We start from the raw sequence: 25081 nt of genomic DNA, 5'->3' as shown, positions 1-25081 counted from the left end.
CCCCCTCCCAGGGCCGGGAGATCTGGGCCTTCTCCTTCGTCGATCCCGACAACCGCCGCCCGGTGGATTCCCCGGCGCTGGAGCGGATGCTCGAGGCGGGCGGCGAACCGGCCGCGCTGCTGCCGCACTGGCCGGACGGGCGGGTCAAGCAGGCGACCCTCGCACGGCTCTTGGCCGAGCGGGCCGAGCGCCCGGCCTTCTACGCCAGCGCTGCCTACGAGCCGGTCGAGGCCACGGGCGCCCGGGCGGCCCACGTCATCGCCTACCGGCGGACCGATCCCGGCGAGGAGGGCGGCGACCTGTTCGTGCCGGTGCCGCGCCTGTTTGCCGGCATCGTCGGCGAGGCGGTCTGGTCCGGCGAGGCCTTCGCCGGCACCCGGGTCGATCTCGGCGCGGGCACGATCTGGCGCGACCTCGTCTCGGGGCAGATCGTGGAGACCGGAGGGGAGGGGGCCGATCTCGGCCAGCTCCTGCGCGACCTGCCCTACGCGGTCCTGCGGCGGGAGGGGTGATCCTCTCCGTCATTGCGAGCGGAGCGAAGCAACCCAGAGAGACGCACCGATCTGGGAACGCGCGCTGCCCTGGGTTGCTTCGCTTCGCTCGCAATGACGCCGGTTGCGCAGACGGGCCCCTCTCGCGGACCTGTCACGCGAATCCACTGAGAGGCGCGTAGCACGGACCTGAACATCCGCCCGCCCCGCACAAGGCACGCCCGCGCCGTTCGGGCGTTACGACCATGGACCAGGAGCCAGAGACCAGCATGAACGCACCGACCACCGCCGCCGCCACCGCCGCTGCGACGACCGGAGCCGTCCTGCCCGCATCCCTGGCGCCCCGCGCCGCGGGGCCGCGGATCTACAACCTGTTCCCGCTCCTGGTCGGGCGCGTCTCCGACTGGGCGGCCGAGCTGCCCCGGATCGCCAGCCTTGGCTTCGACTGGATCTACCTGAACCCGTTCCACCAGACCGGCGGCTCGAAGAGCCTCTACGCGGTGGCCGATCCCGAGCGGCTCGACGAGCGGTTCCGGGACCAGGACGGCACCCCGGACGACGAGCAGATCCGCCGCTTCTGCGCCGCCGCCGAGGCCGCCGGCCTGTCGGTGATGACCGACCTCGTGATCAACCACACCGCCGACAACGCCCGGCTGGTTGTGGAGCGGCCCGACCTGTTCATGAAGGAGCCCGACGGCTCGATCATGCATCCGGGCGCGGTCGATCCGGACGATCCCTCGATCCGCACGGTCTGGGGCGATCTGGTCGAGCTCGACTATCACACGCCCGCCGCCCGGGACGAGCTGACCCGGATCTGGGGCGCCTACGTGGCCCGGCTCCAGGCGCTCGGCGTCGCGGGCTTCCGGTGCGATGCCGCCTACAAGGTCCCGCCCGAGACCTGGCGCATCCTGATCGGGGAGGCCAAGGGCCGCGATTCCGCCTGCCTGTTCGCCGCCGAGACCCTCGGCTGCACCTTCGAGGAAGCGAAGGCCACGGCCGGCGCCGGCTTCGACTACCTGTTCAACTCCTTCGCCTGGTGGGACCTCAAGAAGCCCTGGGCGCTGGAGCAGTACGAGCGCCTGCGGGTGCTGGCGCCCTCGATCGCCTTCCCGGAAAACCACGACATGCAGCGGCTGGCCGCCGAGATCGAGGCCGGCCGCGAGGCGGTGGCGCGGCACCTGCGCACCCGCTACGCGCTCGCCGCCTTCTTCTCGGCCGGCGTGCTGATGCCGATCGGCTACGAATGGGGCTACCGCCGGGCGCTGCACGTGGTGGAGACCACCCCGCGCGACCGCGAGCATGACACCGGCATCGACATCTCCGCCTCGATCCGGGCGATCAACGCCCTGCGGGCCGAGCTGCCCGCGGCCAATGTCGAGGGCGCGCAGCTGCGCATCTCGGCCCCCGACAGCGACCTCGTGGCGCTCGCCCGCTTCGTGACCGGCCATCCGGCCTCGGCGAAGGCGGCCCTGATCGTGCTCTACAATCCCACGGACAAGCCGGTGCCGGTGGAGGCGGGCACGCTCGTCGCCCGGACCGGCGGGATGCTCGGCGCCTTCGTCGACCGGACCCCCGAGGCCGAGCCGATCGCCTTCCATCCCGGCAGCGCCATCGACCTGCTGCCGGGCGAGCTGCGCATCCTGAGCGCCAGCGCGGCCCAGGTCGCCCAGCTGCCCGAGCGCGGCACGCCGGACGGGGAGGGCCGTGTGGTGATCGAGGCCGTGAGCCCGGAGATCGACGGCGGCCGCTCGGCGGTGAAGCGCATCGTCGGCGAATCCCTGCGGGTCGAGGCCGACATCTTCTCCGACGGCCACGAGATCCTCGACGCCGCGATCCTGTCGCGGGTCGCCGGCACCGAGGCGTGGCGCGAGGACCCGATGGTCTTCGTCGACAACGATCGCTGGGCCGGGCAATTCCCCCTGGAGCGCAACGCCCGCTACGAATTCACCCTGATCGCCTGGCGCGACCCGTTCTCCTCCTGGGTGCGCGACACCCTGAAGAAGCGCGCCGCCGGCGTCGACATCCGGCTTGAGACGATCGAGGGCGTCACCCTGGCGGAGAGCGCCGCCTCCCTCGCCCGGGGCCGCGGTGCCGGGCGCGACGCGGAGCGTCTGGCCGCCCTGGTGGCGGCACTGGCCGCCGAGGAGACCGGCTCGGCCGCCCAGCTCGACCGGATCCTCCAGCCCGAGGCGCCGAGCCTCGAGCGCCGGAACGTCGAGCGGGTGAATCTGAGCCGTTATCCCGTGACCCTGCCGGTGATCGCCGACCGCCTCGCGGCCCGGTTCTCCGCCTGGTACGAGATCTTTCCGCGCTCGCAATCGATGGATACCCATCGTCATGGTACCTTCGACGACGTGATCAAGCGGCTCCCGGAGATCCGCGAGCTCGGCTTCGACGTGCTCTACTTCACGCCGATCCACCCGGTGGGCCGGACCAACCGCAAGGGCAAGAACAACACCCTCAAGGCCCTGCCCGGGGATGTCGGCTCGGTCTACGCGGTCGGCGCGGAGGAGGGCGGTCACGAGGCCGTGCATCCCGACCTCGGGACGCTCGCGGATTTCGAGCGGCTGGTGGCGGAAAGCCACGCCTACGGCATGGAGATCGCCCTCGATTTCGCGATCCAGTGCTCGCCGGACCATCCCTGGATCAAGAACCATCCCGAATGGTTCGAATGGCGCCCCGACGGCACCCTGCGCTTCGCCGAGAATCCGCCCAAGAAGTACGAGGACATCTCGAACGTCCATTTCTACGGGGGCGCCCTGCCCTCGCTCTGGATCGAATTGCGCGACATCCTGCTCGGCTGGTGCGCCCGGGGCGTGCGGATCTTCCGGGTCGACAACCCGCACACCAAGCCGATCCCGTTCTGGGAATGGGTGATCGCCGAGGTCAACGGCCGCTATCCCGACGCGCTGTTCCTGGCCGAGGCCTTCACCCGGCCGAAGATGATGAAGAAGCTCGCCAAGGCCGGCTACCAGCAGAGCTACACCTACTTCACCTGGCGCAACACCAAGCAGGAGCTGACCGAATACGCCCTGGAGCTCGCCGGCGAGATGGGCGAGTACTACCGCCCCAATTTCTTCGCCAACACGCCCGACATCAATCCCTACTTCCTCCAGACCAGCGGCCGGGCCGGCTTCGTGATCCGGGCGACGCTGGCCGCGACCCTGTCGTCGGTCTACGGCATCTACAACGGCTTCGAGCTGTGCGAGGCGGCGCCCTACCCGGGCAAGGAAGAGTATCTGAACTCGGAGAAGTACGAGCTGAAGGCCTGGGACTACGACCGGCCCGGCAACATCCGCGAGCACATCGTCACGCTGAACAAGATCCGCCGCGAGAACCCCGCCCTCTGGGATTTCCGCAACGTGGCCTTCACCGGCGCCTCCAACGACCAGATCATCGCCTACGCCAAGGCGACGCCGGAGCGTGACAATTGCGTGTTCACCATGGTCAACCTCGACCCCAAGAACCGCCAGGAATGCACCTACGAGGTGCCGCTCTGGCTGTTCGGCCTGCCGGATGACGGCGCCGTGGAGGTTGAGGACCTGCTCCAGGGCTACACGTTCGAGCTGCGGGGCAAGACCCACCGGATCGCCCTCGATCCGGCCGAGCGATCCTGCATCATCTGGCGTCTTCGGGCGCCGCGGCGGGTTGCGGGCTGAGCCCGCCCATGGCACCTGACCATGACTCCTGATCCCGACGACGGGCCCGCCCGTCGCCGACACTTGCGCCGCGCGGCCGATCGCCCGCGATCCTGCTGGTTCCCGCCGCCGGTCCCAGTCCCTTCGACCGACGAGGCAGCGACGCGATGATCGATCGCAGCGACCCGCAATGGTACCGTGACGCCATCATCTACCAGATCCACGTCAAGTCGTTCTTCGACTCGAACGACGACGGGATCGGCGATTTCGAGGGGCTGACCCGGCGGCTCGACTATGTCCGCGACCTCGGGGTCACGGCGATCTGGCTGATGCCGTTCTACCCCTCGCCGCTGCGCGACGACGGCTACGACATCGCCGATTACGAGGGCATCAACCCGTCCTACGGGACCATGGAGGACTTCAAGGCCTTCGTGGCGGCGGCGCACGAGCGCGGCCTGCGGGTGATCACCGAGCTCGTGATCAACCACACCAGCGATCAGCATCCCTGGTTCCAGGCGGCCCGCGAGGCGCCCCCCGGCTCGCCCGAGCGCGACTTCTACGTCTGGTCGGACACCGACGAGCCGTACAAGGACACGCGGATCATCTTCCTCGACACCGAGGCCTCGAACTGGACCTGGGACCCGGTCGCCAAGCAGTATTTCTGGCACCGGTTCTACAGCCACCAGCCGGACCTGAACTTCGACAACCCGAAGGTGCTGGAAGCGGTCATCGCGACGATGCGCTACTGGCTCGACATGGGCGTCGACGGCCTGCGGCTCGATGCGATCCCCTACCTGATCGAGCGCGACGGCACGAACTGCGAGAACCTGTCCGAGACCCACGACGTCATCAAGGCGATCCGGGCGGCGCTGGATGCCAGCTATCCCGACCGGATGCTGCTGGCCGAGGCCAACCAGTGGCCCGAGGAGACCGCCCAGTATTTCGGCGACGGCGACGAATGCCACATGGCGTTCCACTTCCCGCTGATGCCGCGGATGTACATGGCGATCGCCCGGGAGGACCGGCACCCGATCACCGACATCATGCGCCAGACCCCGGAGATCCCGGAGGGCTGCCAATGGGCGATCTTCCTGCGCAACCACGACGAGCTGACCCTCGAGATGGTCACGGCGGAAGAGCGTGACTACCTCTGGTCGTTCTACGCCGCCGAGCGCCGCGCCCGGATCAATCTCGGCATCCGCCGCCGCCTTGCGCCGCTCTTGGAGAACGACCGGCGCAAGATCGAGCTGATGAAGTCCCTCGTCCTGTCGATGCCCGGCACGCCGGTGCTCTATTACGGCGACGAGATCGGCATGGGCGACAACATCTATCTCGGCGACCGCGACGGCGTGCGCACGCCGATGCAATGGACCCCGGACCGCAACGGCGGCTTCTCCCGGGCGAACCCGCAGCGGCTGTTCCTGCCGGCGATCCAGGACCCGATCTACGGCTTCGACGCGATCAACGTCGAGGCGCAGACCCAGTCGCAGACCAGCCTGCTGAACTGGACCCGGCGGATGATCGCGATCCGCAACAACAGCGTCGCCTTGGGCCGCGGCACGATCCAGTTCCTGTATCCCTCGAACCGCAAGGTCCTGGCCTGGATCCGCGAGCACGAGGACGAGCGGGTCCTGTGCGTCGCCAACCTGTCGCGGGCGCCCCAGGCGGTGCAGCTCGACCTGTCGGAATTGCGCACTGCGGTGCCGATCGAGCTCACCGGCGGCACCGAGTTCCCGCCGATCGGCGACCTGCCCTACCTGCTGACCCTGCCGTCCTACGGCTTCTACTGGTTCTCGCTCAGCGCCGCCCGCTCGGGCGCGATCGGCCCGCAGCAGGAGCCCCCGGAGCTGTTCACCCTGGTGCTCACCGGCGGCATCGAGAGCCTGATGTCGGGCCGCGAGCGCGTCGCCTTCGAGCGCACCGTGGTGCCGCCGTTCCTGTCGAGCCGGCGCTGGTTCGGCGCCAAGGGCTCGCGGATCCGGGGCGTGAAGGTCGTCGATTTCGCCGCCCTGAAGGACGGGGACGGCAGCGCCCGCTTCCTGCTGCCGCGGCTGCAGGTGCAGCTCGCCAACGGCGAGAGCCACGAATACTTCATGCCCGTGGGGGTCGAGGAGGGCCGCGAGGACGAGACGCTGCTGCCCTTCGCGGTCGCCCGGGTCCGCCGCGGGCCGCGCACCGGCCTGCTCTACGGCGCGGCCGGCTCCAACGCCTTCGCCGCCTGCCTGATCGAGGACATGCGCCGGGGCACCGAGATCCCCACGGAGAGCGGGCGGCTGGTGTTTGCCACCACCTCGGCCTTCGATCCGGACGTCACGGTGGACGTGGCCGACATCCGCCGGCTCTCGGCGGAGCAGAGCAACACCTCGATCGCCATCGGCTCGAAGATGATGCTCAAGCTCCTGCGCCGCCTGCAGCCGGGGACACATCCCGAGATCGAGGTCGGGCGCTTCCTCACCGAGCAGGCGGGGTTCTCCAACACGCCTGCGCTGCTCGGCACCCTCGAGCACGTCGCCGAGGATGGCACCCGGACGGCGCTGGCGGTCCTCCAGAAGTTCGTCATGAACCAGGGCGACGCCTGGACGCTGATGCTGGAGGGCCTGCGCCGGGACTTCGAGACCGTGGTGCTCACCCCCGAGAGCGAGGCCGCCAGCCCCGAGGAGGCGTTCCAGGCCCACGGCCCCTGGGCGGACCTGCTCGGCCGGCGCACCGCCGAGATGCACGCCGCCTTCGCCATGGAGACGGACGACCCGGCCTTCGCGGCCGAGCCCTTCGCCGAGGACGACCTGGCGGTGCTGGCCCGGGATGCGCGCCACCAGGCCGAGCGGGCCTTCCGGGCGCTCAAGGGCCTCGTGGATCGCGGCCTCGATGCCGGCAAGCCCGCCTGTGCGGCGCTCATCCAGCGGCGGGCCGAGATCGAGGCGCTGATCGAAGAGCTCACCGCCGAGCCGGCGGTGGGGGCCCACAAAATCCGGATCCACGGCGACTATCACCTGGGTCAGGTGCTGGTCTCCGAGAGCGACCTGATCATCGTCGACTTCGAGGGCGCGCCCCAGCGCCCGGCCGACGAGCGGCGGGCGAAGTCGATGCCCTTGCGGGACGTCGCCGGCCTGATGCGCTCCTTCGCGTACGGGGCCGAGACCGTGATCCGCGAGATCACCGTCCGGTTCGGCGATTCCGAGGAGCGGGCGCGGGACGCCGCGAGCGCCTGGCGCGGCATGATCGAGGCGGCGTTCCTGGCCGGCTACGAGACGGCCGTGGCGGGGACGCGGGCGGCCGTGACCGACCCGGCCACCCGGGCGCGGCTGCTGCGCCTCTGCCTGCTGACCAAGGCGCTCTACGAAGTCGATTACGAGGCCAACAACCGGCCGGACTGGATCGAAATCCCCGCCCGGGGGGTTCTCACCATTCTGGACACGGACGGCCACGAGCCCGGAGAAACTGAATGACGGCGATCGACGAGACCTTCGCACCGCGGATCGACCCGGAAGCGGCGAGCGCGCGGAATGCGGATGTCCCGCATTCCGGGGCCGCCTCGGCGGCGCCGAGCGTCCATCCGGATGCGATCGCCGCGCTCATGTCCGCCAACCATGGCGACCCGTTCTCGGTGCTCGGCCCCCATCGGGTCGGCCCGGACCTCGGGGAGGTGCGCGCCGTGCTGCCCGAGGCGCGGGCCGCCGCCCTGGTGATGAGCGAGCGCACCGTGCCGTTCGAGAAGCGGCACCCGGAGGGCTTCTACGTCGCCCGGGTCGAGGGCGAGGGCCGGCCGCTCTACGAGATCGAGGTCGAGTCCTGGGACGGAACGAAGAAGCGGCGCTTCGATCCCTACGGCTTCGGCTCCTCGATCGAGCAATACGACGTCGCGACCCTGCGCGAGGTCGGCACCAACCTGGTCTACCGGATGCTCGGTGCCCAGTCCGGCCAGCTCGACGGCATCGACGGCTTCCGCTTCGCTGTCTGGGCGCCCAATGCCCGCAAGGTCAGCGTCGTCGGCGATTTCAACGACTGGGACGGGCGGCGCCACCCGATGCGCCTGTGGCAGGATGGCGGGATCTGGGAATTGTTCGTGCCCGGCCTCAAGGCCGGCGCCTGCTACAAGTTCGAGATCCGCGGCCCCGACGGCGCCCTGATCCCGCTCAAGGCCGACCCGGTCGCCTTCGCGGCGCAGCACCCGCCGGAGACCGCCTCGATCACCCATGGGACCGGTGAGTTCGCCTGGCGCGATTCCGGCTGGATGAAGACCCGCGGCGCCAAGGACCCGCGCCACGCCGCGATCTCGATCTACGAGGTCCATCTCGGCTCCTGGGCGCGGGTGCCGGAGGAGGGCAACCGCTACCTCACCTACAAGGAGCTGGGCGAGCGGCTGATCCCCTACGTCAAGGATATGGGCTTCACCCATATCGAGATGCTGCCGATCACCGAGTTCCCGTTCGACGGGTCCTGGGGCTACCAGCCGGTCTCGCTGTTCGCCCCGACCAGCCGCTTCGGCACGCCCGAGGATTTCGCTGCCTTCGTCGACACCGCCCACGAGGCCGGCATCGGCGTGATGCTCGACTGGGTGCCCGGCCATTTCCCGCTCGACGCGCATGGGCTCGGCCTGTTCGACGGCACGCATCTCTACGAGCACGCCGACCCGCGCCAGGGCTTCCACCAGGATTGGGGCACCTACATCTACAATTTCGGCCGGACCGAGGTCGCGACCTTCCTGGCCGCCAATGCCCGGTTCTGGCTGGAGCATTACCACCTCGACGGCCTGCGCGTGGATGCCGTCGCGTCGATGCTCTACCTCGACTATTCGCGCCGGCAGGGCGAGTGGATCCCGAACCGCTACGGCGGCAACGAGAACCTCGACGCCATCGACTTCCTGCGCAAGACCAACGAGGCGACCTACAGCCACGCCCCGGGCACGATCACGGTGGCGGAGGAATCGACCTCCTGGCCGGGGGTCTCGCACCCGACCTACACGGGCGGCCTCGGCTTCGGCTTCAAGTGGAACATGGGCTGGATGCACGACACGCTGAAATACGTGTCGGAGGATCCGATTCATCGCCGCTACCACCACCACAACCTGACCTTCGGGCTGCTCTACGCGTTCTCGGAGAATTTCATCCTGCCGCTCTCCCACGACGAGGTCGTGCACGGGAAGGGCTCGCTGCTCGGCAAGATGCCGGGCGACCGCTGGCAGAAATTCGCGAACCTGCGGGCCTATTTCGGCTTCATGTGGGGGCATCCCGGCAAGAAGCTGCTGTTCATGGGCGGGGAGTTCGGCCAGGAGCGGGAGTGGAACCACGACAACAGCCTGGACTGGCACCTGCTCGACGATCCCCTGCATAAGGGCGTCAAGGACGTGGTCCGGGATCTCAACCGGCTCTACGTCTCGACGCCGGCCCTCCACGCCCGCGACGTCGAGCAGACCGGCTTCCAGTGGCTGGTGGCCGACGACCAGGACAACAGCGTCATCGCCTGGGCCCGCAAGGGCGCCAATCCCGGCGAGGTCGCGATCGTGGTGTCGAACTTCACCCCGCTGCCCCGGGAGGGCTACCGGGTCGGCGTGCCGGAGGCGGGCTTCTACCGCGAGGCGTTCAACTCGGACGCTTCCGTCTACGGCGGCTCGAACCTCGGCAACAACGGCGGCCACCACACCGACGACGCGGCGGGCCACGGCCAGGCCCAATCCCTGTCGCTGACCCTGCCGCCGCTGGCCACGATGATCTTCGTGCTGGAGCGCTGAGGGCTCTCGTCCCTGATGGTCACGGATCCGAAAGGTCCGTGACCTTTCGCGGGTCCAGGGCGGCGCCCTGGTGTCGGGCTTCGCCCGATCCGATCTTTCGGGGCTCCGCCCCGACCCCCTGCCAAAGGGCTGAGCCCTTTGGAAACCCGACGCTACGCGGCGCGCCAGCGCAGCGCCGGGCTGTTGCCCATGGCGCGGGCGTAGAGGCCGGCATAGCTGTCGGCGGCTTGGTCCCAGCCGAACCGGGCGGCCATGGCGCGCCGGCGCATGGCGTTGAGGCGCTTCTTCTGGCCGAACGCCTCGAAGGCCCGGCGGACCGCCGTGCCGAAGGCCGAGGCCGACGCCTCCGGGAAGGTGAAGCCCGTCACCCCGTCCTCGACCGTGTCGGCCAGGCCCCCGGTGCGGTGCACGATCGGCAGGGAGCCGAAGCGCTGGGCGTACATCTGGGCGAGCCCGCACGGCTCGAACCGCGAGGGCATCAGCAGGAAGTCGCTGCCGGCGAACATCCGCCTGGCCTGGGCCTCCTCGAAGCCGACATGGACGCCGACCGCGTCGGGATGGCGCTTGGACAGGCCGCGCAGGGCCTGCTCGAACCGGCCCTCGCCCTGGCCGATCACCACGAGCTGGCCGCCCTCGGCCACGATCGCCTCCGCCGCCTGCAGGCTCAGGTCGATGCCCTTCTGGTGCACCAGGCGCGAGACGATGGCGAAGAGCGGGCCGCGGGAGACGGCGAGCCCGAATTGCTGGCGCACCGCCTCTGCATTGGCGCGCTTGCCCTTCCAGTCGTCGACCTCGAACCGGGTGGCGAGGTGCTGGTCGGTGCTCGGGTCCCAGCTCTCGTCGATGCCGTTGAGGATGCCGGCGAGCCGGCCCTGGCCGGCGCGGGTGCGCGGCAGCCCGTCGAGCCCGCAGCCCATCTCGGGGGTCTGGATCTCCCTTGCGTAGGTCTCGCTCACCGTGGTGACTTGCGAGGCGTAGAAGATGCCGGCCTTCAGGAACGAGAGCTGGCCGTAGAATTCCGCGCCGTCGACCTGGAAGGCCGCGTCCGGCACGCCGAGGCGACCCAGGCTGTCGCGCGGGAACAGGCCCTGATAGGCGAGGTTGTGGATCGTCAGCACGCTCGGGATGCGCCGGCCGCGCCAGGCCAGGTAGGCCGGGGCCAGCGCCGCCTGCCAGTCGTTGAGATGCAGCAGGTCCGCCGCCCAATCGGAATCGGCGCCGGCGGCGATCTCCGCAGCGGCCAGGCTCAGCCGCGCGAAGCGCAGGTCGTTGTCACCGAAATCCCCGTGGGCGTCGCCGTAGGGCGTGCCGTCGCGCTCGTAGAGCTCGGGCGCCAGCAGGACGTAGATGCGCAGGCCGTCGGCAGCCTCGACGAGGCCGAGGTCGCAAGGCGGAACGCCCGCGAAGCCCTCGAGCCGGGCGACCACCGGGATCTCGGGGAACGCGGCGCGGACCTGCCGGTAGCCGGGGATCAGGACGCGGATATCGTAATGCGGCACCAGGGCCCGGGGCAGGGCGGCCGAGACCTCGCCGAGGCCGCCGGTCTTCACGAAGTCGGCCATCTCCGGGGTGGCGTAGAGGATGCGGCGGCGCAGCGAGGCCGGCCAAGCCGGATTCGTGACCTGCGCTGCGGCACCGCCGCTCTCGCCGAAGGCGTCATCGGCGAGGGGGCCACCGCGAAGCGCGTCCTGCATCGGCATCGATCCTGGCCGGGCGGGATGCCCCGGTCGGGCAGAGGATCGGGCAGACACGGCTGTCACGGCCTCAACCATGTCCAATGCTCCTCCGTCACGACGGTTCCGTTGCGACGCACAATTTAGGCCAGCGGCAGCCTTAAGCTTCGGTTACAGATTCGGCTACGGCCGAATAACTGCGCTGCACTGCGACAAGAGATGGCAGGCCGGGTTCAGGCGCGGCGGAGAATCACCCCCTCGTCGGGGCCGAGGGCGAGCGTCGTGCGGGCCTGCGCGCCCGCCCGCCCGGCCAGCGTCGAGAGCAGGATCGTCCAGTCGCCCTCGGGCAGGGGCAGGCTCTGCGGGGCGTGACCGAAGTTCAGGACCACCCGCAGGCTCTCCCCGTCGGCGAACCGCTCGTAGGCGAACACCTCTTCAGCCTCGACGGGCACCCCCCGGTAGCCGCCCGCGCAGAGCGCCGCGTGGTCGCGCCGCAGCGCCAGGAGCCGCCGGTGCAGGGTCAGCATCGAGGCGGGGTCCGAGCGTTGGCCCTCGACGTTGCGGACCGGCCAATCCGCCGACAGCGGCAGCCACGGCTCCGCGGCGGAGAAGCCGGCGTTCGGGGCCTCATCCCACTGCATCGGCGTGCGCTCCGGGTCGCGGCCGTGCCCGGGCTCGTTGCGCTCCCAGGGGTCCTGGGCACGCTCCGGGGGGATCGGCACGCGGCCCAGGCCGATCTCGTCGCCGTAATAGAGGGTCGGGGTGCCGCGTAAGGTGAGCAGCAGCATCGCGGCAATGCGCGCCTGCGCTTCGCCGACCCGGGCGGCGATCCGCGGCTGGTCGTGGTTGCCCAGCACCCAGTTCGGCCAGCCGCCCTCGGGCAAAGCCGCCTCGTAATTCGCCACCAGGTCGGCGACGGCGTCGGCCCGCCACGGGGTCTGGATCAGCTGGAAATTGAAGGGCAGGTCGGCGCCGGTGAGGTCGGGGCCGTAATAGGCCACCAGCCGCTCGATCGGCAGGTAGATCTCCCCGATCAGCACCCGCTCGCCGTATTGGCGCAGCACCGCCCGCATCCCGGCGATCACGTCGAACACCTCCGGGCGGTCGGCGGAATAGACCTGGGTGAAGCGGTTGATCTCCGGCGTGCCCAGCGCGTAGGCGGGATTGGCCGGGTTGTCGCGAAATCCCGCATCCTTCATCAGGTGCCAGATCACGTCGACCCGGAACCCGTCGACGCCACGCTCCAGCCAGAAGCGCAGCGCGTCGTGCATCGCGGCCCGCACGGCGGGGTTGCGCCAGTTCAGGTCCGGCTGCTCGGTCAGGAAGGCGTGGTAGTAATACTGGCCGGTGGCCGGATCGAGGGTCCAGGCGGGGCCGCCGAAATTCGACACCCAGTTGTTCGGCGGACCGCCGCCCGGGGCCGGGTCGCGCCAGATGTACCAGTCCCGCTTCGGGCTCGACCGCGACGACCGGCTCTCCGCGAACCACGGATGCGCGATCGAGGAATGGTTGGGCACGAAGTCGAGGATCACCTTCAGCTTGCGCCGGTGGGCCTCGGCGATCAGCGCGTCGAAATCGGCGAGCGTGCCGAACAGCGGATCGATGCCGCAGTAATCGGCCACGTCGTAGCCGAAATCCGCCATGGGCGAGGGGTAGACCGGCGAGATCCACACGGCGTCGACCCCGAGCCAGGCGAGATAGTCCAGCCGCGCCGTGATACCCGGCAGGTCACCGACCCCGTCGCCGTTCGTATCCTGGAACGAGCGGGGATAGACCTGGTAGACGGTCCCGCGCTTCCACCAGACGGTCTCGGTCATGCTGCGCCTCGCGAATCCCCGACGCACGGTTAACCGCTGAGCCGCGCGCTGGCGACGGCTCAGATGCGCGCGTCGCGGGCTGGCGGCGCAGATCGTTGTGTCTAGAATGTCACGTAGTCGCGCCATATCTCTGGCCGCATCGTCGCACGCCCCGGTCGGGGCGGCGCTGCCACGACTTCGCCCGGAAGCCGGTCGCACACTCGCGGCTTCGGGGCACGGATCGTCCGGCCGTTCATTCGCTGGCAATCCGTCAAAAGAGATAATCCGCCCCCGATAGCCCTGGCGCTAGAATCCGGGGCGCCGACTTTTGGGGGACCCGCACGTGCTGAACGACGTTCTCACTCCGCCCGCCCAGCGGGACGCCTTGCGCGACGACAACGCGTCCGAGATCCCGGCGGCCGCCGCCTGGACCGCCCCGCTCCTGTCGCAGACCGGCGATGCCGTGGTCGACCTGCGGGAATCGATTCGCGCCAAGCTCACCTTCGCCCTCGGCCGGACCCCCGAGAATGCCCGCCCGCGCGACTGGTTCGCGGCGACCGCGATGGCCCTGCGCGAGCGGATCGTGGCGGCCTGCATGGCCTCCGAGCACGCCGTGCCGAACAAGCGGGTCTACTACCTCTCGCTCGAATTCCTCATCGGCCGGCTGATGTCGGACGCGATGAACAATCTCGGCCTCACCGAGACGACCCGGGCGGCGCTGCGCGAGCTTGGGGTCGATCTCGACGCCGTGCAGGATGCCGAGCCGGACGCGGCGCTCGGCAATGGCGGCCTCGGGCGGCTGGCCGCCTGCTTCATGGACAGCATGGCCAGCATCGGCATCCCGGCGGTTGGCTACGGCATCCGGTACGATCACGGCCTGTTCCGCCAATCCTTCGAGGATGGCTGGCAGCGCGAGGCGCCGGAGACCTGGCTGGCCGAGGGCAATCCCTGGGAGTTCGTCCGGCCCGACGCCGCCTACACGATCGGGTTCGGCGGCACCGTCACCCTGTCCTCGCCCAATGAGGGCGTGATCCGCCGCCACTGGCAGCCGGCCGAGACCGTGCGGGCGGTGGCCCACGACATCCCGGTGGTCGGCTGGCGCGGACGCCACGTCAACCGGCTGCGCCTGTGGAAGGCGGAGGCCGGCGAGCCCGTCGACCTCGCCCGCTTCAACGGCGGCGACCATGTCGGCGCGGTCGCGGCACGCATGCGCGCCGAGGCGATTTCCCGGGTGCTCTATCCGAGCGATTCGTCGGCCGACGGCCAGGAGCTGCGCCTGCGCCAGGAATACTTCTTCACCTCGGCCTCGCTCCAGGACCTCATCGCCCGCCACGTCATGGAGCGCGGCGACGTGCGCTCCCTGCCGGACCACGCCGCGATCCAGCTCAACGACACCCACCCGGCCATCGCGGTGCCGGAGCTGATGCGCATCCTCATGGAGGACCACGACCTCTCCTGGGAGGATGCGTGGCACGTCACCACCAACACGCTGAACTACACCAACCACACCCTGCTGCCCGAGGCGCTGGAGACCTGGCCGGTGGAGCTGATGGAGCGGCTGCTGCCGCGCCACATGCAGATCATCTACCTGATCAACTGGATGCACCTGGAAGAGCAGGCCAAGCACGGCCGCCGGGACGCCGCCCACCAGGACGCCGCCTACCTGGCCTCGATCTCGCTGATCGACGAGGCCCATGGCCGCCGGGTGCGCATGGGCCACCTCGCCTTCCACGGCGCCCGCCGGGTCAACGGCGTCTCGGCGCTGCACACCGACCTGATGCGCTCCACGGTGTTCGCGCACCTGCACGCGCTCGATCCCGATAAGATCGTCAACAAGACCAACGGCATCACCTTCCGGCGCTGGCTCCACAACGCCAATCCGGGCCTCACCCGGCTCGCCGTGGAGACGGTGGGCGCGGGCGTGCTCGACGATCCCGCGCTGCTCCGGGGCCTGGAGGCCCATGCGGAGGATCCGGCCTTCGTGGCGCGCTACGCGTCCGTGCGCCGGCAGCGCAAGGAGGCGCTCGCCAAGGTCGTGGCCGAGCGCACCGGCATCGATATCGATCCGGACGCGCTGTTCGATGTCCAGGTCAAGCGCATCCACGAGTACAAGCGCCAGCTCCTCAACGTTGTCGAGACGGTGGCGCTCTACCAGGCCATCAAGGCCGAGCCGCACCGGGACTGGACGCCCCGGGTCAAGATCTTCGCCGGCAAGGCGGCGCCGAGCTACGTCCGGGCCAAGCTGATCATCAAGCTCGCCTGCGACGTGGCCAAGGCGGTGAACGACGATCCCGATGTCGCCGGCCGGCTGAAGGTGGTGTTCCTGCCGAACTACTCGGTGAGCCTCGCCGAGACGATCATCCCGGCCGCCGACCTGTCGGAGCAGATCTCCACCGCCGGCATGGAGGCCTCGGGCACCGGCAACATGAAGTTCGCCCTCAACGGCGCGCTCACGGTCGGCACGCTGGACGGCGCCAATATCGAGATCCGCGACCATGTCGGGGCGGACAACATCTTCATCTTCGGCCTCGACGCGGCCGGGGTGCAGGCCCGCGAGGCCGAGCCGGGCTACGCGGCGAAAGCCATCCAGGCCTCGCCGCGGCTGGCGGCGGCGCTGGACATGATCGCCTCCGGGCGGGTCGCGCCGGAGGAGCCGGGCCGGTTCCGTCCGCTCACCGACGACCTGCGCCAGCGCGACCAGTACCTGCTCACCGCCGACTTCGACGATTACTGGCGGGTGCAGCGCGCCATCGACGCCGCCTGGCGCGACCCGCGCGGCTGGTGGGCCAAGGCGATCCGCAACACCGCCCGGATGGCGTGGTTCTCCTCCGACCGGTCGATGCGCGAATACGCGGACGAGATCTGGCGCGTCCGCCTGAGCTGACGAAGTCCCGGTTTCGAAAGGTCCGAGACCTTTCGCGGGTCCAGGGCAGAGCCCTGGTGCCGGGCTCCGCCCGAAGGCGGGGCCAAGTCCTGGATGTCTTGCCCCGACACCCCGCCGAAGGGCCTCAGGCCCTTCGGAAACCCCTGAGCCGGCGCCAGAGCCGGTGGCGGAGCAGGGCCGCGCGCTCGGCGAGGCCGAGCCTGCGCCGGAAGAAGATGTGCGAGACCCGCCCGAGCCGTGGCCCCCGGTCCGGCTCGCCCTTGCGCAGGGCGACGTCCGGCAGCGCCGCCGTTTGCGTGATCGTCAGGGACCGTGCGGCCGGGAACACGGCGCTGCGGTAGACCGAGCGCGTGTAGTACGAGAATGCGTCGTAGGCGGTGATTGCGCGGTCCCGCCCGGTGGCCGGATCCTGGACCATCAGCGTGCCGGCCCGGGGGCCGTAGGTCACGAGCAGGCCGATAACGTGGCGCGGCCGCCCCAGCGGGATCTCGACACTCGCGCCCTCGGGAATCTCCAGGAAGTGCAGCGGGAGGCCGTTGCGGTGCAGCGCGAACCCGCATTCCAGGCCGGGGAGGGTGCGCAGCGGCAGGATTTCGAACCGGACCGGCACCCCCCGGAACCGATCGATATAGGCGCGACCCGGGGGCGGCGCCCGCATCAGCGCGTAGACCAGGGTGCCGTAGAGCTCGGCCCCGGCCGGGGCGACATGGGTCCCGTCCTTCAGCAGGTAGGTGATATCGCCCGCCCCAGCGGCAGCCAACGGGGCGGCGAGGTCGAGATACGGGATGCCGTAGAGGGCGCGGTACTCGCCAAGCAGGCCGGCGACGGGCTCGGCCGCGTAATCGACCCCGCCCTGGTGGAGATTGAGGAAGGCCACCGGCAGGTTCCGGCGCGCGGTCGCCGCCAGGATGTCGTCCAGGTAGTCCCGCATCGTCGCGCCGTCGAAGTAGCGGACGTTGCCGGTGAACAGCTCCAGCAGGACGTGGTCGCAGGGACAAGCGTCGAGGATGGCGTCGATCAGGCCGGCGATCGAGGGCAGGGAGTGGCCGCCCCAGCCGCTGCGCAGGAAGGTGACCGGCCGCCCCTCGGCCGCGGCCAGGGCGTTGGCCCGCTCGACATAGCCCGGCAGCTCCGTGACGCTGTAGCCGAGGCAGAGCACGCGGAGCATCGACGCAGACCGACTCACGGGAAGACACGGGTTCCCGAAGGGTCCCCGGCCCTTTGGCGGGGTATCGGGGCGGAGCCCTGATCGATCGGGCGCGGTCCGCGGATGGCCGTCGTATTCAGTCGAGCACGATCGGGTAGCAGCGCGCGCCCACCGAGGCGGCGAGCACCTGCACGGCGCCGATGGTGGCGATGTCGCCGGCGACATGGACGACGTCGGTGGCGCGCAGGCTCGGCAGATGGGCGGTGAGCGGCCCGGAACGCACGTCCGGCGGGCGCTGGCGGCCGCGGTCGGCGCAGAGCACGATCCGGCCGACGCCGGTGCAGCGCAGCCAGTCCAGGCTCTCGCGCATGTAGAGGTCGAGGGCGTCGCGGGCGCCGACCGCCAGCGCCATCTCGCGGGCGGGCTCGATGTAGCGGGCCGCCCGGGCGATCGACCAGATCGGGCCGAAGCCGGCGCCGGCCGCCACCAGCACGAGGCGCCCGCCGCCGGGCCGGTACTGACCGCGGCCGACGGGCCCCTTCAGGCGCACGGGCTGGTCGAGCCGGATCGCGTCGACCGGGTCGCCCTCGGGATCCCGGGGGATATGGAACACCGCCTCGTTGATCTCGGCCGAGCCGTCGACCCGCAGGGTCGGGGACAGGGTCAGGGCGGGCAGGCCCGCGAAGGTGACGAGCGCCTGGTGGCCGGGTTCGAGGTTCGGGCGCCGGGTCAGGGTGGCCACCACCTCGACGATGCCCGGGCAGAGCCGGCGGATCTCCGAGACGGTGCCCTTGCGGATCGCCACCGGCGAGGGCGGGGCCTCCTCCTGGCCCAGGATCGGGGCGCCGGGCAGGCTCGGCCGCAGGGCCTCGGCCCGGGCCCGGCGGGCCGGGGGCCGGCGGCTCGCCGGGGCGGCGCTGCCCTGGCCGGCAATCTGGTTGGCGAGCTGCGCCTGGACGGGCGCGATCATGCCTTCGGCGAGCGCCGCTTCGAGTGGCGTGTCGCCGGTCGAGACGCGCACCGACCGGCCGTTGACGACGAGCGAGCAGCGCGCGCCCATGGCCGTACCCCGCTTGGTCTGGAGAGGGATCACCGGGCGCGGATCAGGAGCGTGTCGACCAGGGACGCCCAGCGCTCGCGGGTCGCCCGAACGTCGTCGCTCGCCGCGGACTCGGTCAGGAGCTGGCGCTGCGCCCGCAGGGCCTCGACCTCCTGCCGCTGGGCCCGGAGCACGGCCTTCATCACCTGCAGCTCGGTCTCGAGCCGGGCGATCTCGTCGGCCTCGTCCGAATCCTCGGACAGGTCGTCCTGGGGGGCGCCGGAGACGCGCGCCTCCTGGCCGGGCAGGGGCAGCCGGGTGCGGGCCTGCTGTTCCAGCCGGACCGGCCGGGCGATCAGGCGCCGCACGAGATCCGAGCTGCCCGCCTGCTGGTAACGCCTCGCCGCCTCGGCCATCCGCCCATCCCCATCCCGGGCGCCGGAGCGCCAATCCATCAACAGGAGCTTGCGCGGGCATGGTTAAGGGGGGCTTAAACTGATCGGACGACTTGTCGGCTCTAGGCGGCCTCCGGCGCAGCCCCGACGATCTGGCGGGCCTGGAGCATGGTCATCGGCTCGCCGAAGGCGGGGCCCAGCGCGTATTCGCAGCCGAGCCCGGCCAGCGCCTGGGCGTCGCTCTCCGATTCGCAGCCCTCGGCCACGATGGCGAGGTTCAATTCGCTTGCCATCCGGACGATGGAGCGCAGGATCGCGGTCTGGCCGGTGCCGATCTGGCGCACGAAGGTGGCGTCGACCTTGATCGTGTCGAACGGGAAGCGCTGGAGGTAGGACAGGGCCGAGTAGCCGGTGCCGAAATCCGACAGGCACAGGCCAGCCCCGAGATCGTGGATCCGGGCCAGCATCTGGGCGGCATATTCCGGATTCTCCATCACCAGGCTCTCGCTGAATTCCAGCTTGAGCGAGCCGGGGAGCGCTCCGGAGCGGGCCAGCACGGTCTTCACATCGTGCAGCAAGTCGTGGCGCAGGAGCTGGCGGGAGGACAGGTTGCAGGCCGCGAAGATCGGCGGCTCGACCTCCAGGGAGCGCTGCCAGGCGGCGAGCTCCAGGGCGGTGCGCTCCAGGGCGAAGATGCCGAGATTGACCACGAAGCCGCTCTCCTCGGCCAGCGGCATGAAGGTCGAGGCCGGGATGCGCCCGAGCTTCGGGTGGTCCCAGCGGAGCACGGTCTCGAACCCCGCCACGGTGCGGTCCTCGAGGCGGACCACCGGCAGGAACAGCACCTTCAGCTCGTTGCGCTCGATCGCCTTGCGCAAGTCACTCTCCAGCATCAGCCGGTCGGAGCGGTCGGTGCGCATATGGGCGCGGAACACCTCGATCCGGTCGCCGCCGTTGCGCTTGGCCTGGATCATGGCGATCTCGGCGCTCTTGAACACCTCGTCGCGCTTGAGGTTGGCGCCCGCCTCGTAGAGGGCGAGGCCGATCGAGACGGTCAGAAAAATCTCCCGGTCGGCGTAGGTGATCGGCGTGGCGATCGCCCGCCGGATCATCTCGGCGAAGGCCAGGATCCGGTCGGGGTCGCGCTCGGACAGCAGGATCACGGCGAACTCGTCGCTGGAGATCCGGGCCAGGCTGTCCTGCGGCCGCAGCAGGCGGCCGAGCCGGCGCTTCAGGTTCAGCAGGATCGAATCGCCCGCCGACAACCCGATGGCGTCGTTGATGCCCTTGAACCGGTCGACATCCAGCACGATCACGGTGGGCTTGAGCCGCTGGTCCTGGCCGGCGAAGGCCAGGGCCGCGTCGAGGCGGTCGCCGAACAGCTCGCGGTTGGGCAGGCCGGTCAGGCTGTCATGCACGGCGTCGTGGAGCAGGCGCTCCTCGGCGGTCTTGATCTCGGTGACGTCCGCGATGGTGCCGACCACGCGGATCACCTCGCCGTCGGCGCCGATCACGGGGCGCGCCTTCAGCCGGTACCAGAAATAGGTGCCGGCGGCCGAGCGCAGGCGGAAATCGTGGACGATGCGCCCGCGCCGCTCCTCGATCACCGTGTCGAGGGCCGCCGAGTAGCGCTCCACGTCGAACGGGTGGAGGGTGCCGAGCCAGTTCGTCGCCGGGCCCTCCAGGGTGCCGCGGGGGAGGCCGAGCTGCGCCTCGATCTCGGGGCCGGCGAAGACCCGGTCGGCGGGCACGTCCCAGTCGAACACCACGTCGCCGGCACCGGTGAGCGCCAGTGCCCGCCGCTCGGTGTCCGACACCAGGGCGTGGCTGAGGCCGCCCCCCGCGAAGGCGTGCTGGAGCACCGTGAAGCCGATCAGCATCACGATCAGCACGAGGCCGCCGATCAGCGCCGGCTGCACCAGGTCGCTGCCGATCTGGCCGGTGACCGCGAAGCCCGCAGCCGTCACCCAGACCACCAGCAGCAGCCAGGTCGGCACCAGCAGGATGGCGCGGTCGTAGCCGTTATGGGCGGCGAGGTAGACGATCAGCAGCAGGCCGCCTCCCGCCACGGCGGCGATGGAGATGCGCGCCACCCCAGCCGCCACCGGCGGGTCGAACACCGCCAGGGCGATGAGGCCGGCCAGGAAGGCGAGCCAGAAGAACGCCACGTGGCTGTAGCGCACGTGCCAGCGGGCGAGGTTCAGGTAGGCGAACAGGAAGACCAGCAGCGTCGCCCCGAGCACCGCCTCCGCGGAGGCCCGGTAGACCCGCTCGGCGAGCTCGGTGACGGGGAACACCCGCTGCAGGAAGCCGAAATCGATGCAGGCATAGGCCAGCACCGACCAGGCCAGAGCCGCGGCGGCCGGGAAGATGATCGCGCCCTTGACCACGAACACGATGGTCAGGAACAGCGCCAGCAAGCCGCTGATGCCGATGATGATGCCCTTGTACAGGGTCAGCCCGGCGGTCTTGCGGCGATAGGCGTCCTGATCCCACAGGTGCAGCTGCGGGACGTTGGGGCCGCGCAGCTCGGCGACGTAGGTGACGGTCGTGCCGGGATCCAGCGTGATGGTGAACTGGTCGGCCTCCGGGTTCTCGTCGCGCTCCGGGCGGATGCCCTGGCTCGCTGTGATGGCGGCGATCCGCGAGCCGCCGAGATCGGGCCAGATCACCCCGGAATCCACCAGCCGGAAATGCGGCGCCACCAGGATGCGGTCGATCTGCTCGTCGGTGTCGTTGGTGAGCGCGAACACGATCCAGTCGGGCCGGGCGCCGGCATCGCGCGCCTTCACGACGATGCGGCGGACGATGCCGTCCTTGCCGGGCGCCGTGGAGATCTGGATCAGGTCGCCGTCCGAGCGGTAGCGCTCGATCGCGGTGGTCAGGTCGATCACCGGCGCGTCGAGGGTGACGCGCACCGCCTCGACGGCCAGGGCCGGGGCGCTCGCCGAGACGGCCAGCGACAAGGCACCGACGAGGCCACCGACCAGGGTCAGGAGGAGGGCGAGGATGCGCAAGGGTGTCTTGAGTTCCGGCCGTGCGAGCTTCGGCATCGGCCACCCGGGCGGCCGCGATCGATAGAAAGGTCCCGATCCCGGGGCAGCCGCCCCGGTCCGGATCCGGACTCCGCGGATCGCGCCCTTTTGCGGCCAAATCAAGTTGGGTGCGGCGGGGAGGGGCCCGGCCGGGGTCGCTTGTCTGCGGAGGCGGTGGATTTCAGGCCGTGCCGAGGGCGGCGGCGATCTTGTCGAGGGCGGGCAGCTTGCGGATCGGGCCGATTGCCGCGAGCGTCGGGGCGCCCTTCAGCATCGCGGCCGCGGCCGCCCGCACGTCCGCCACCGTGACGGCGTCGACCTTGTCGATCACCTCGCCGGCCGGGATCACCCGGCCCCAGGCCAGGATCTGGCGGGCGTTGCGCTCGATGCGGCCGCCCGGCGTCTCCAGCGCCGAGAGCAGGGACACCTTCAGCTGCGCCTTCGCCCGGGCGATCTCGGGCTCGGCGAGGTCCCGGGCGGCCCGGGCCGTGGCCGCGAGCGTCACGTCGACCAGCTCGGGCAGGTCCGCCCCGGCAGTGCCGGCGCCGATGCCGAACAGGCCGCAATCGGAGAAGGGCCAGTGGAAGGCCTGGATCTCGTAGGCGAGGCCGCGGGTCTCGCGCACCTCCTGCCAGAGCCGGGAGGTCAGGCCGCCGCCGAGCACCTGGGCGAACATGTGCAGCGCGTAGTAGCGATCGTCCCGGAACGACAGGCCGGGCAGGCCGATCACCACGTTGGCCTGTTCGAGCTTGCGCGGCATCCGCCGCTCGCCGCCGCCGTAGAGGCCCGGCACCGCGGCCGGCGCTACTGTCGCCGGCAGGGCGCCGAAATGGCGCTCGGCGGCTTCGACGATCGCCTCGTGGGTCACCGCGCCGGCGCCGGCCACGACGATGCGGTCCGGGGTGTATTCCCGGGCGAGATAGGCGCGGATCCCGGCCTCGTCGAAGCTCCGGATCGTCTCGGGGCGGCCGAGGATCGGCCGGCCGACCGGCTGGTCCGGGAAGGCGGCCTCCGTGAAGGCGTCGTAGACCACGTCGTCGGGGGTGTCCTCGACGGCGGCGTATTCCTGCAGGATCACGCCCTTCTCCCGGGCGAGCTCGCCGGCATCGAACACCGAATCGGTAAGGATGTCGCCGATCACGTCGAGGGCGAGGCCGGCATCCTCGCCGAGCACCTTGGCCGTGTAGCTCGTCCCCTCCGTGGAGGTGGCGGCGTTGATCTCGCCGCCGACATTCTCGATCTCCTCGGCGATTCTCTGGGCCGAGCGCGTGCGCGTGCCCTTGAACGCCATGTGCTCGATGAGGTGGGACAAACCGGCCTCGTCGGCGCGCTCGTTGCGCGAGCCGGCCCCGACCCAGACTCCGAGGCTGGCGGTCGCGACCCCGGGCATCGGCTCGGTCACCACCGTGACGCCGTTCGCAAGCCGCGTGGTGCGCAGGTCCGGGGAGGCGGCATGCGTGGAGAAATGCTGGTTCATCGCGGGTTTGCCCCACCCCGGGTGATGCGGGCGCGCTCGCGGATCAGCCGCTCCACCGCGGCCTGGTCGTTGGCCACCGGGGTCATGCGCTCGGGCCGGTCCATGAGGTCGGCGAGGTGCGGCGGCAGGGGCGGGCGCAGGCCACCCGTGGCCTTGGCGACCGCGTCCGGGAATTTTGCCGGGTGCGCCGTGGCCAGGGCGACGACGGGGGTCGCGGGATCCCGTTCCAGGAGCCGGCGACCGGCGCGCACCCCGATGGCGCTGTGGGGATCGAGCACGATCCCGGTGGCGGCCTGGGTCAGGGCGATCTCTTCCATCACGTCGGGCTCCGGCACCGCGACGGCGTCGAACTCGGAGCGGACCGTGGCCAGGATCTCCGGGCTCAAGGAAAAGCCGCCGGACTGCTTCAGCCCGGCCATCAGCCGCGACAGGGCCGAGGCGTCGCGGCCGAGCGCCTCGAACAGCAGGCGCTCGAAATTCGAAGAAATCTGGATGTCCATGGAGGGCGAGGTCGTGGGCACGACGCCGCGCAGCGCGTAGGCGCCGTGCTCCAGGGTCCGCACCAGGATGTCGTTGGCGTTGGTGCCGATCATCAGCCGCTCGATCGGCAGCCCCATCCGCTTGGCGACCCAGCCGGCGAGCACGTCGCCGAAATTGCCGGTCGGCACCGCGAAGGAGACCGGCCGGTGGGGCGCGCCGAGCGCCACCGCGCTGGTGAAGTAGTAGACGGCCTGCGCCGCGACCCGGGCCCAGTTGATCGAGTTGACCCCGGACAGGCGCACGGAATCGGCAAAATCCGCGTGCTGGAACAGGGCTTTGACCAGGTTCTGGCAATCGTCGAAGGTGCCGTCCACGGCGAGCGCGTGGACGTTCTGGGCCGGCACCGAGGTCATCTGCCGCCGCTGGACCTCCGACACGCGCCCGTGCGGGTAGAGGATGAAGATGTCGACCCGGTCGAGCCCCCCGAACGCCTCGACGGCGGCCGAGCCGGTATCGCCCGAGGTCGCGCCCACGATGGTGGCGCGGGTGTCGCGCTTGGTGAGCACGTGGTCCATCAGCCGCCCGAGCAGCTGCATCGCCACGTCCTTGAAGGCCAGCGTCGGCCCGTGGAAGAGCTCCAGCAGGAACAGGTTGTCGTCGAGCTGGGTCAGCGGGCAGACCGCCGGGTGCCGGAAGGTGGCGTAGGAGTCGTCGATCATCCGGTCGAGATCGGTGTCTTCGATCTCGCCATCGATCAGCGGGCGCAGCACGCGCTTGGCCACCTCCGCGTAGGGCTTGCCGGCGAAGCCGGCGATCTCCGGCCGGCCGATCTGCGGCCAGGTCTGCGGCACGTAGAGTCCGCCGTCGCGGGCGAGGCCTGCGAGGAGGGCATCCGAGAACGAGAGCGGCGCGGCCTCGCCGCGGGTCGAGACGTGGAGCACAGGGGCCTCCGGGAGGAAGGCGCCCCCTCTACACGATGCGGGCGGACCTGTCGAAAGTCCGGGCGGTCCCGGCGGGCCCGCGCTGTTTAACCGGGCCTGAACGGGCCGGTTCAGGACCGGTTGCGCCGCCGCGCCTAGAACCGGATCACCCCCGCGGCACCCCGGTTCGACCGGCCGGCGCCGCCGGGTCCGCCCGACCCCGCCCGCGGGGTGCCTTCGGAGAAAGAGCCGCCATGATTCGAACCCGTGCCGTTCGACCCCTCGCCCTGGCCGGCGCCGCAGCGCTGCTGCTCGGGACCGCCGCCATCGCGCAGACTCCGCCCCCTAGCGGCCCGAGGCCGGGCCCAGAGGCCGGCG

General features: G+C 70.7%; 12 protein-coding genes and 1 pseudogene. 5 read left to right on the top strand and 8 right to left on the bottom strand.

The window, feature by feature from the left end; all coding sequences use genetic code 11:
- The 4 genes and pseudogenes from AO398_RS22275 to glgB form a co-directional block, all read left to right on the top strand.
- A pseudogene (locus AO398_RS22275) lies at nucleotides 1-512 on the top strand (4-alpha-glucanotransferase); the annotation flags it as partial.
- 248 nt (nucleotides 513-760) lie between these two features.
- Nucleotides 761-4150, top strand: coding sequence for a maltotransferase domain-containing protein (locus AO398_RS22270; protein ID WP_058194368.1), 3390 nt, complete (start codon nucleotides 761-763; stop codon nucleotides 4148-4150).
- Between the two features lie 146 nt (nucleotides 4151-4296).
- The gene (gene treS / locus AO398_RS22265) at nucleotides 4297-7575 is read left to right on the top strand and encodes a maltose alpha-D-glucosyltransferase (protein ID WP_058194367.1); all 3279 of its coding nucleotides are present in this window, start codon (nucleotides 4297-4299) and stop codon (nucleotides 7573-7575) included.
- On the top strand, nucleotides 7572-9857 hold the full coding sequence (glgB, locus tag AO398_RS22260; RefSeq protein WP_058194366.1) for a 1,4-alpha-glucan branching protein GlgB: 2286 nt from the start codon (nucleotides 7572-7574) through the stop codon (nucleotides 9855-9857). Before treS ends, glgB begins: the two co-directional genes overlap by 4 nt.
- A 152-nt stretch (nucleotides 9858-10009) precedes the next feature.
- Here the strand turns inward: glgB and glgA are convergent, their stop codons facing one another.
- Together glgA and AO398_RS22250 are read right to left on the bottom strand one after the other, a co-directional pair.
- Entirely contained in the window at nucleotides 10010-11557 is a 1548-nt protein-coding gene (glgA, locus tag AO398_RS22255) for a glycogen synthase GlgA (protein WP_082643404.1), read from the bottom strand.
- A gap of 206 nt (nucleotides 11558-11763) precedes the next feature.
- A complete protein-coding gene (locus AO398_RS22250; protein ID WP_058194364.1) occupies nucleotides 11764-13347 on the bottom strand; it encodes an alpha-amylase family glycosyl hydrolase in 1584 nt (527 codons plus the stop codon).
- A 388-nt stretch (nucleotides 13348-13735) separates the two neighbouring features.
- Between AO398_RS22250 and AO398_RS22245 the strand changes: the two genes are divergently transcribed.
- On the top strand, nucleotides 13736-16210 hold the full coding sequence (locus AO398_RS22245; protein ID WP_244498856.1) for a glycogen/starch/alpha-glucan phosphorylase: 2475 nt from the start codon (nucleotides 13736-13738) through the stop codon (nucleotides 16208-16210).
- 124 nt (nucleotides 16211-16334) lie between these two features.
- Here AO398_RS22245 and AO398_RS22240 read toward each other — a convergent pair whose 3' ends face one another.
- The 6 genes from AO398_RS22240 to thrC form a co-directional block, all read right to left on the bottom strand.
- On the bottom strand, nucleotides 16335-17378 hold the full coding sequence (locus AO398_RS22240) for a hypothetical protein (protein WP_058194363.1): 1044 nt from the start codon (nucleotides 17376-17378) through the stop codon (nucleotides 16335-16337).
- 115 nt (nucleotides 17379-17493) lie between these two features.
- Complete coding sequence (locus AO398_RS22235; protein ID WP_058194362.1) at nucleotides 17494-18417, bottom strand: hypothetical protein; 924 nt, start codon at nucleotides 18415-18417, stop codon at nucleotides 17494-17496.
- Between the two features lie 29 nt (nucleotides 18418-18446).
- A complete protein-coding gene (locus AO398_RS22230; RefSeq protein WP_244498855.1) occupies nucleotides 18447-18851 on the bottom strand; it encodes a hypothetical protein in 405 nt (134 codons plus the stop codon).
- 62 nt (nucleotides 18852-18913) lie between these two features.
- Nucleotides 18914-21844 (bottom strand): sensor domain-containing phosphodiesterase, encoded by a 2931-nt coding sequence (locus tag AO398_RS22225; protein ID WP_058194360.1) that lies wholly within the window; start codon nucleotides 21842-21844, stop codon nucleotides 18914-18916.
- Between the two features lie 163 nt (nucleotides 21845-22007).
- Entirely contained in the window at nucleotides 22008-23303 is a 1296-nt protein-coding gene (locus tag AO398_RS22220; RefSeq protein WP_058194359.1) for a pitrilysin family protein, read from the bottom strand.
- Nucleotides 23300-24724, bottom strand: coding sequence for a threonine synthase (gene thrC / locus AO398_RS22215; protein ID WP_058194358.1), 1425 nt, complete (start codon nucleotides 24722-24724; stop codon nucleotides 23300-23302). Before thrC ends, AO398_RS22220 begins: the two co-directional genes overlap by 4 nt.
- Nucleotides 24725-25081: the final 357 nt, after the last annotated feature.

Source organism: Methylobacterium sp. GXS13 (assembly GCF_001455965.1).
GTDB lineage: Bacteria > Pseudomonadota > Alphaproteobacteria > Rhizobiales > Beijerinckiaceae > Methylobacterium.
This window is presented reverse-complemented; position numbering and strand designations above follow the sequence as displayed.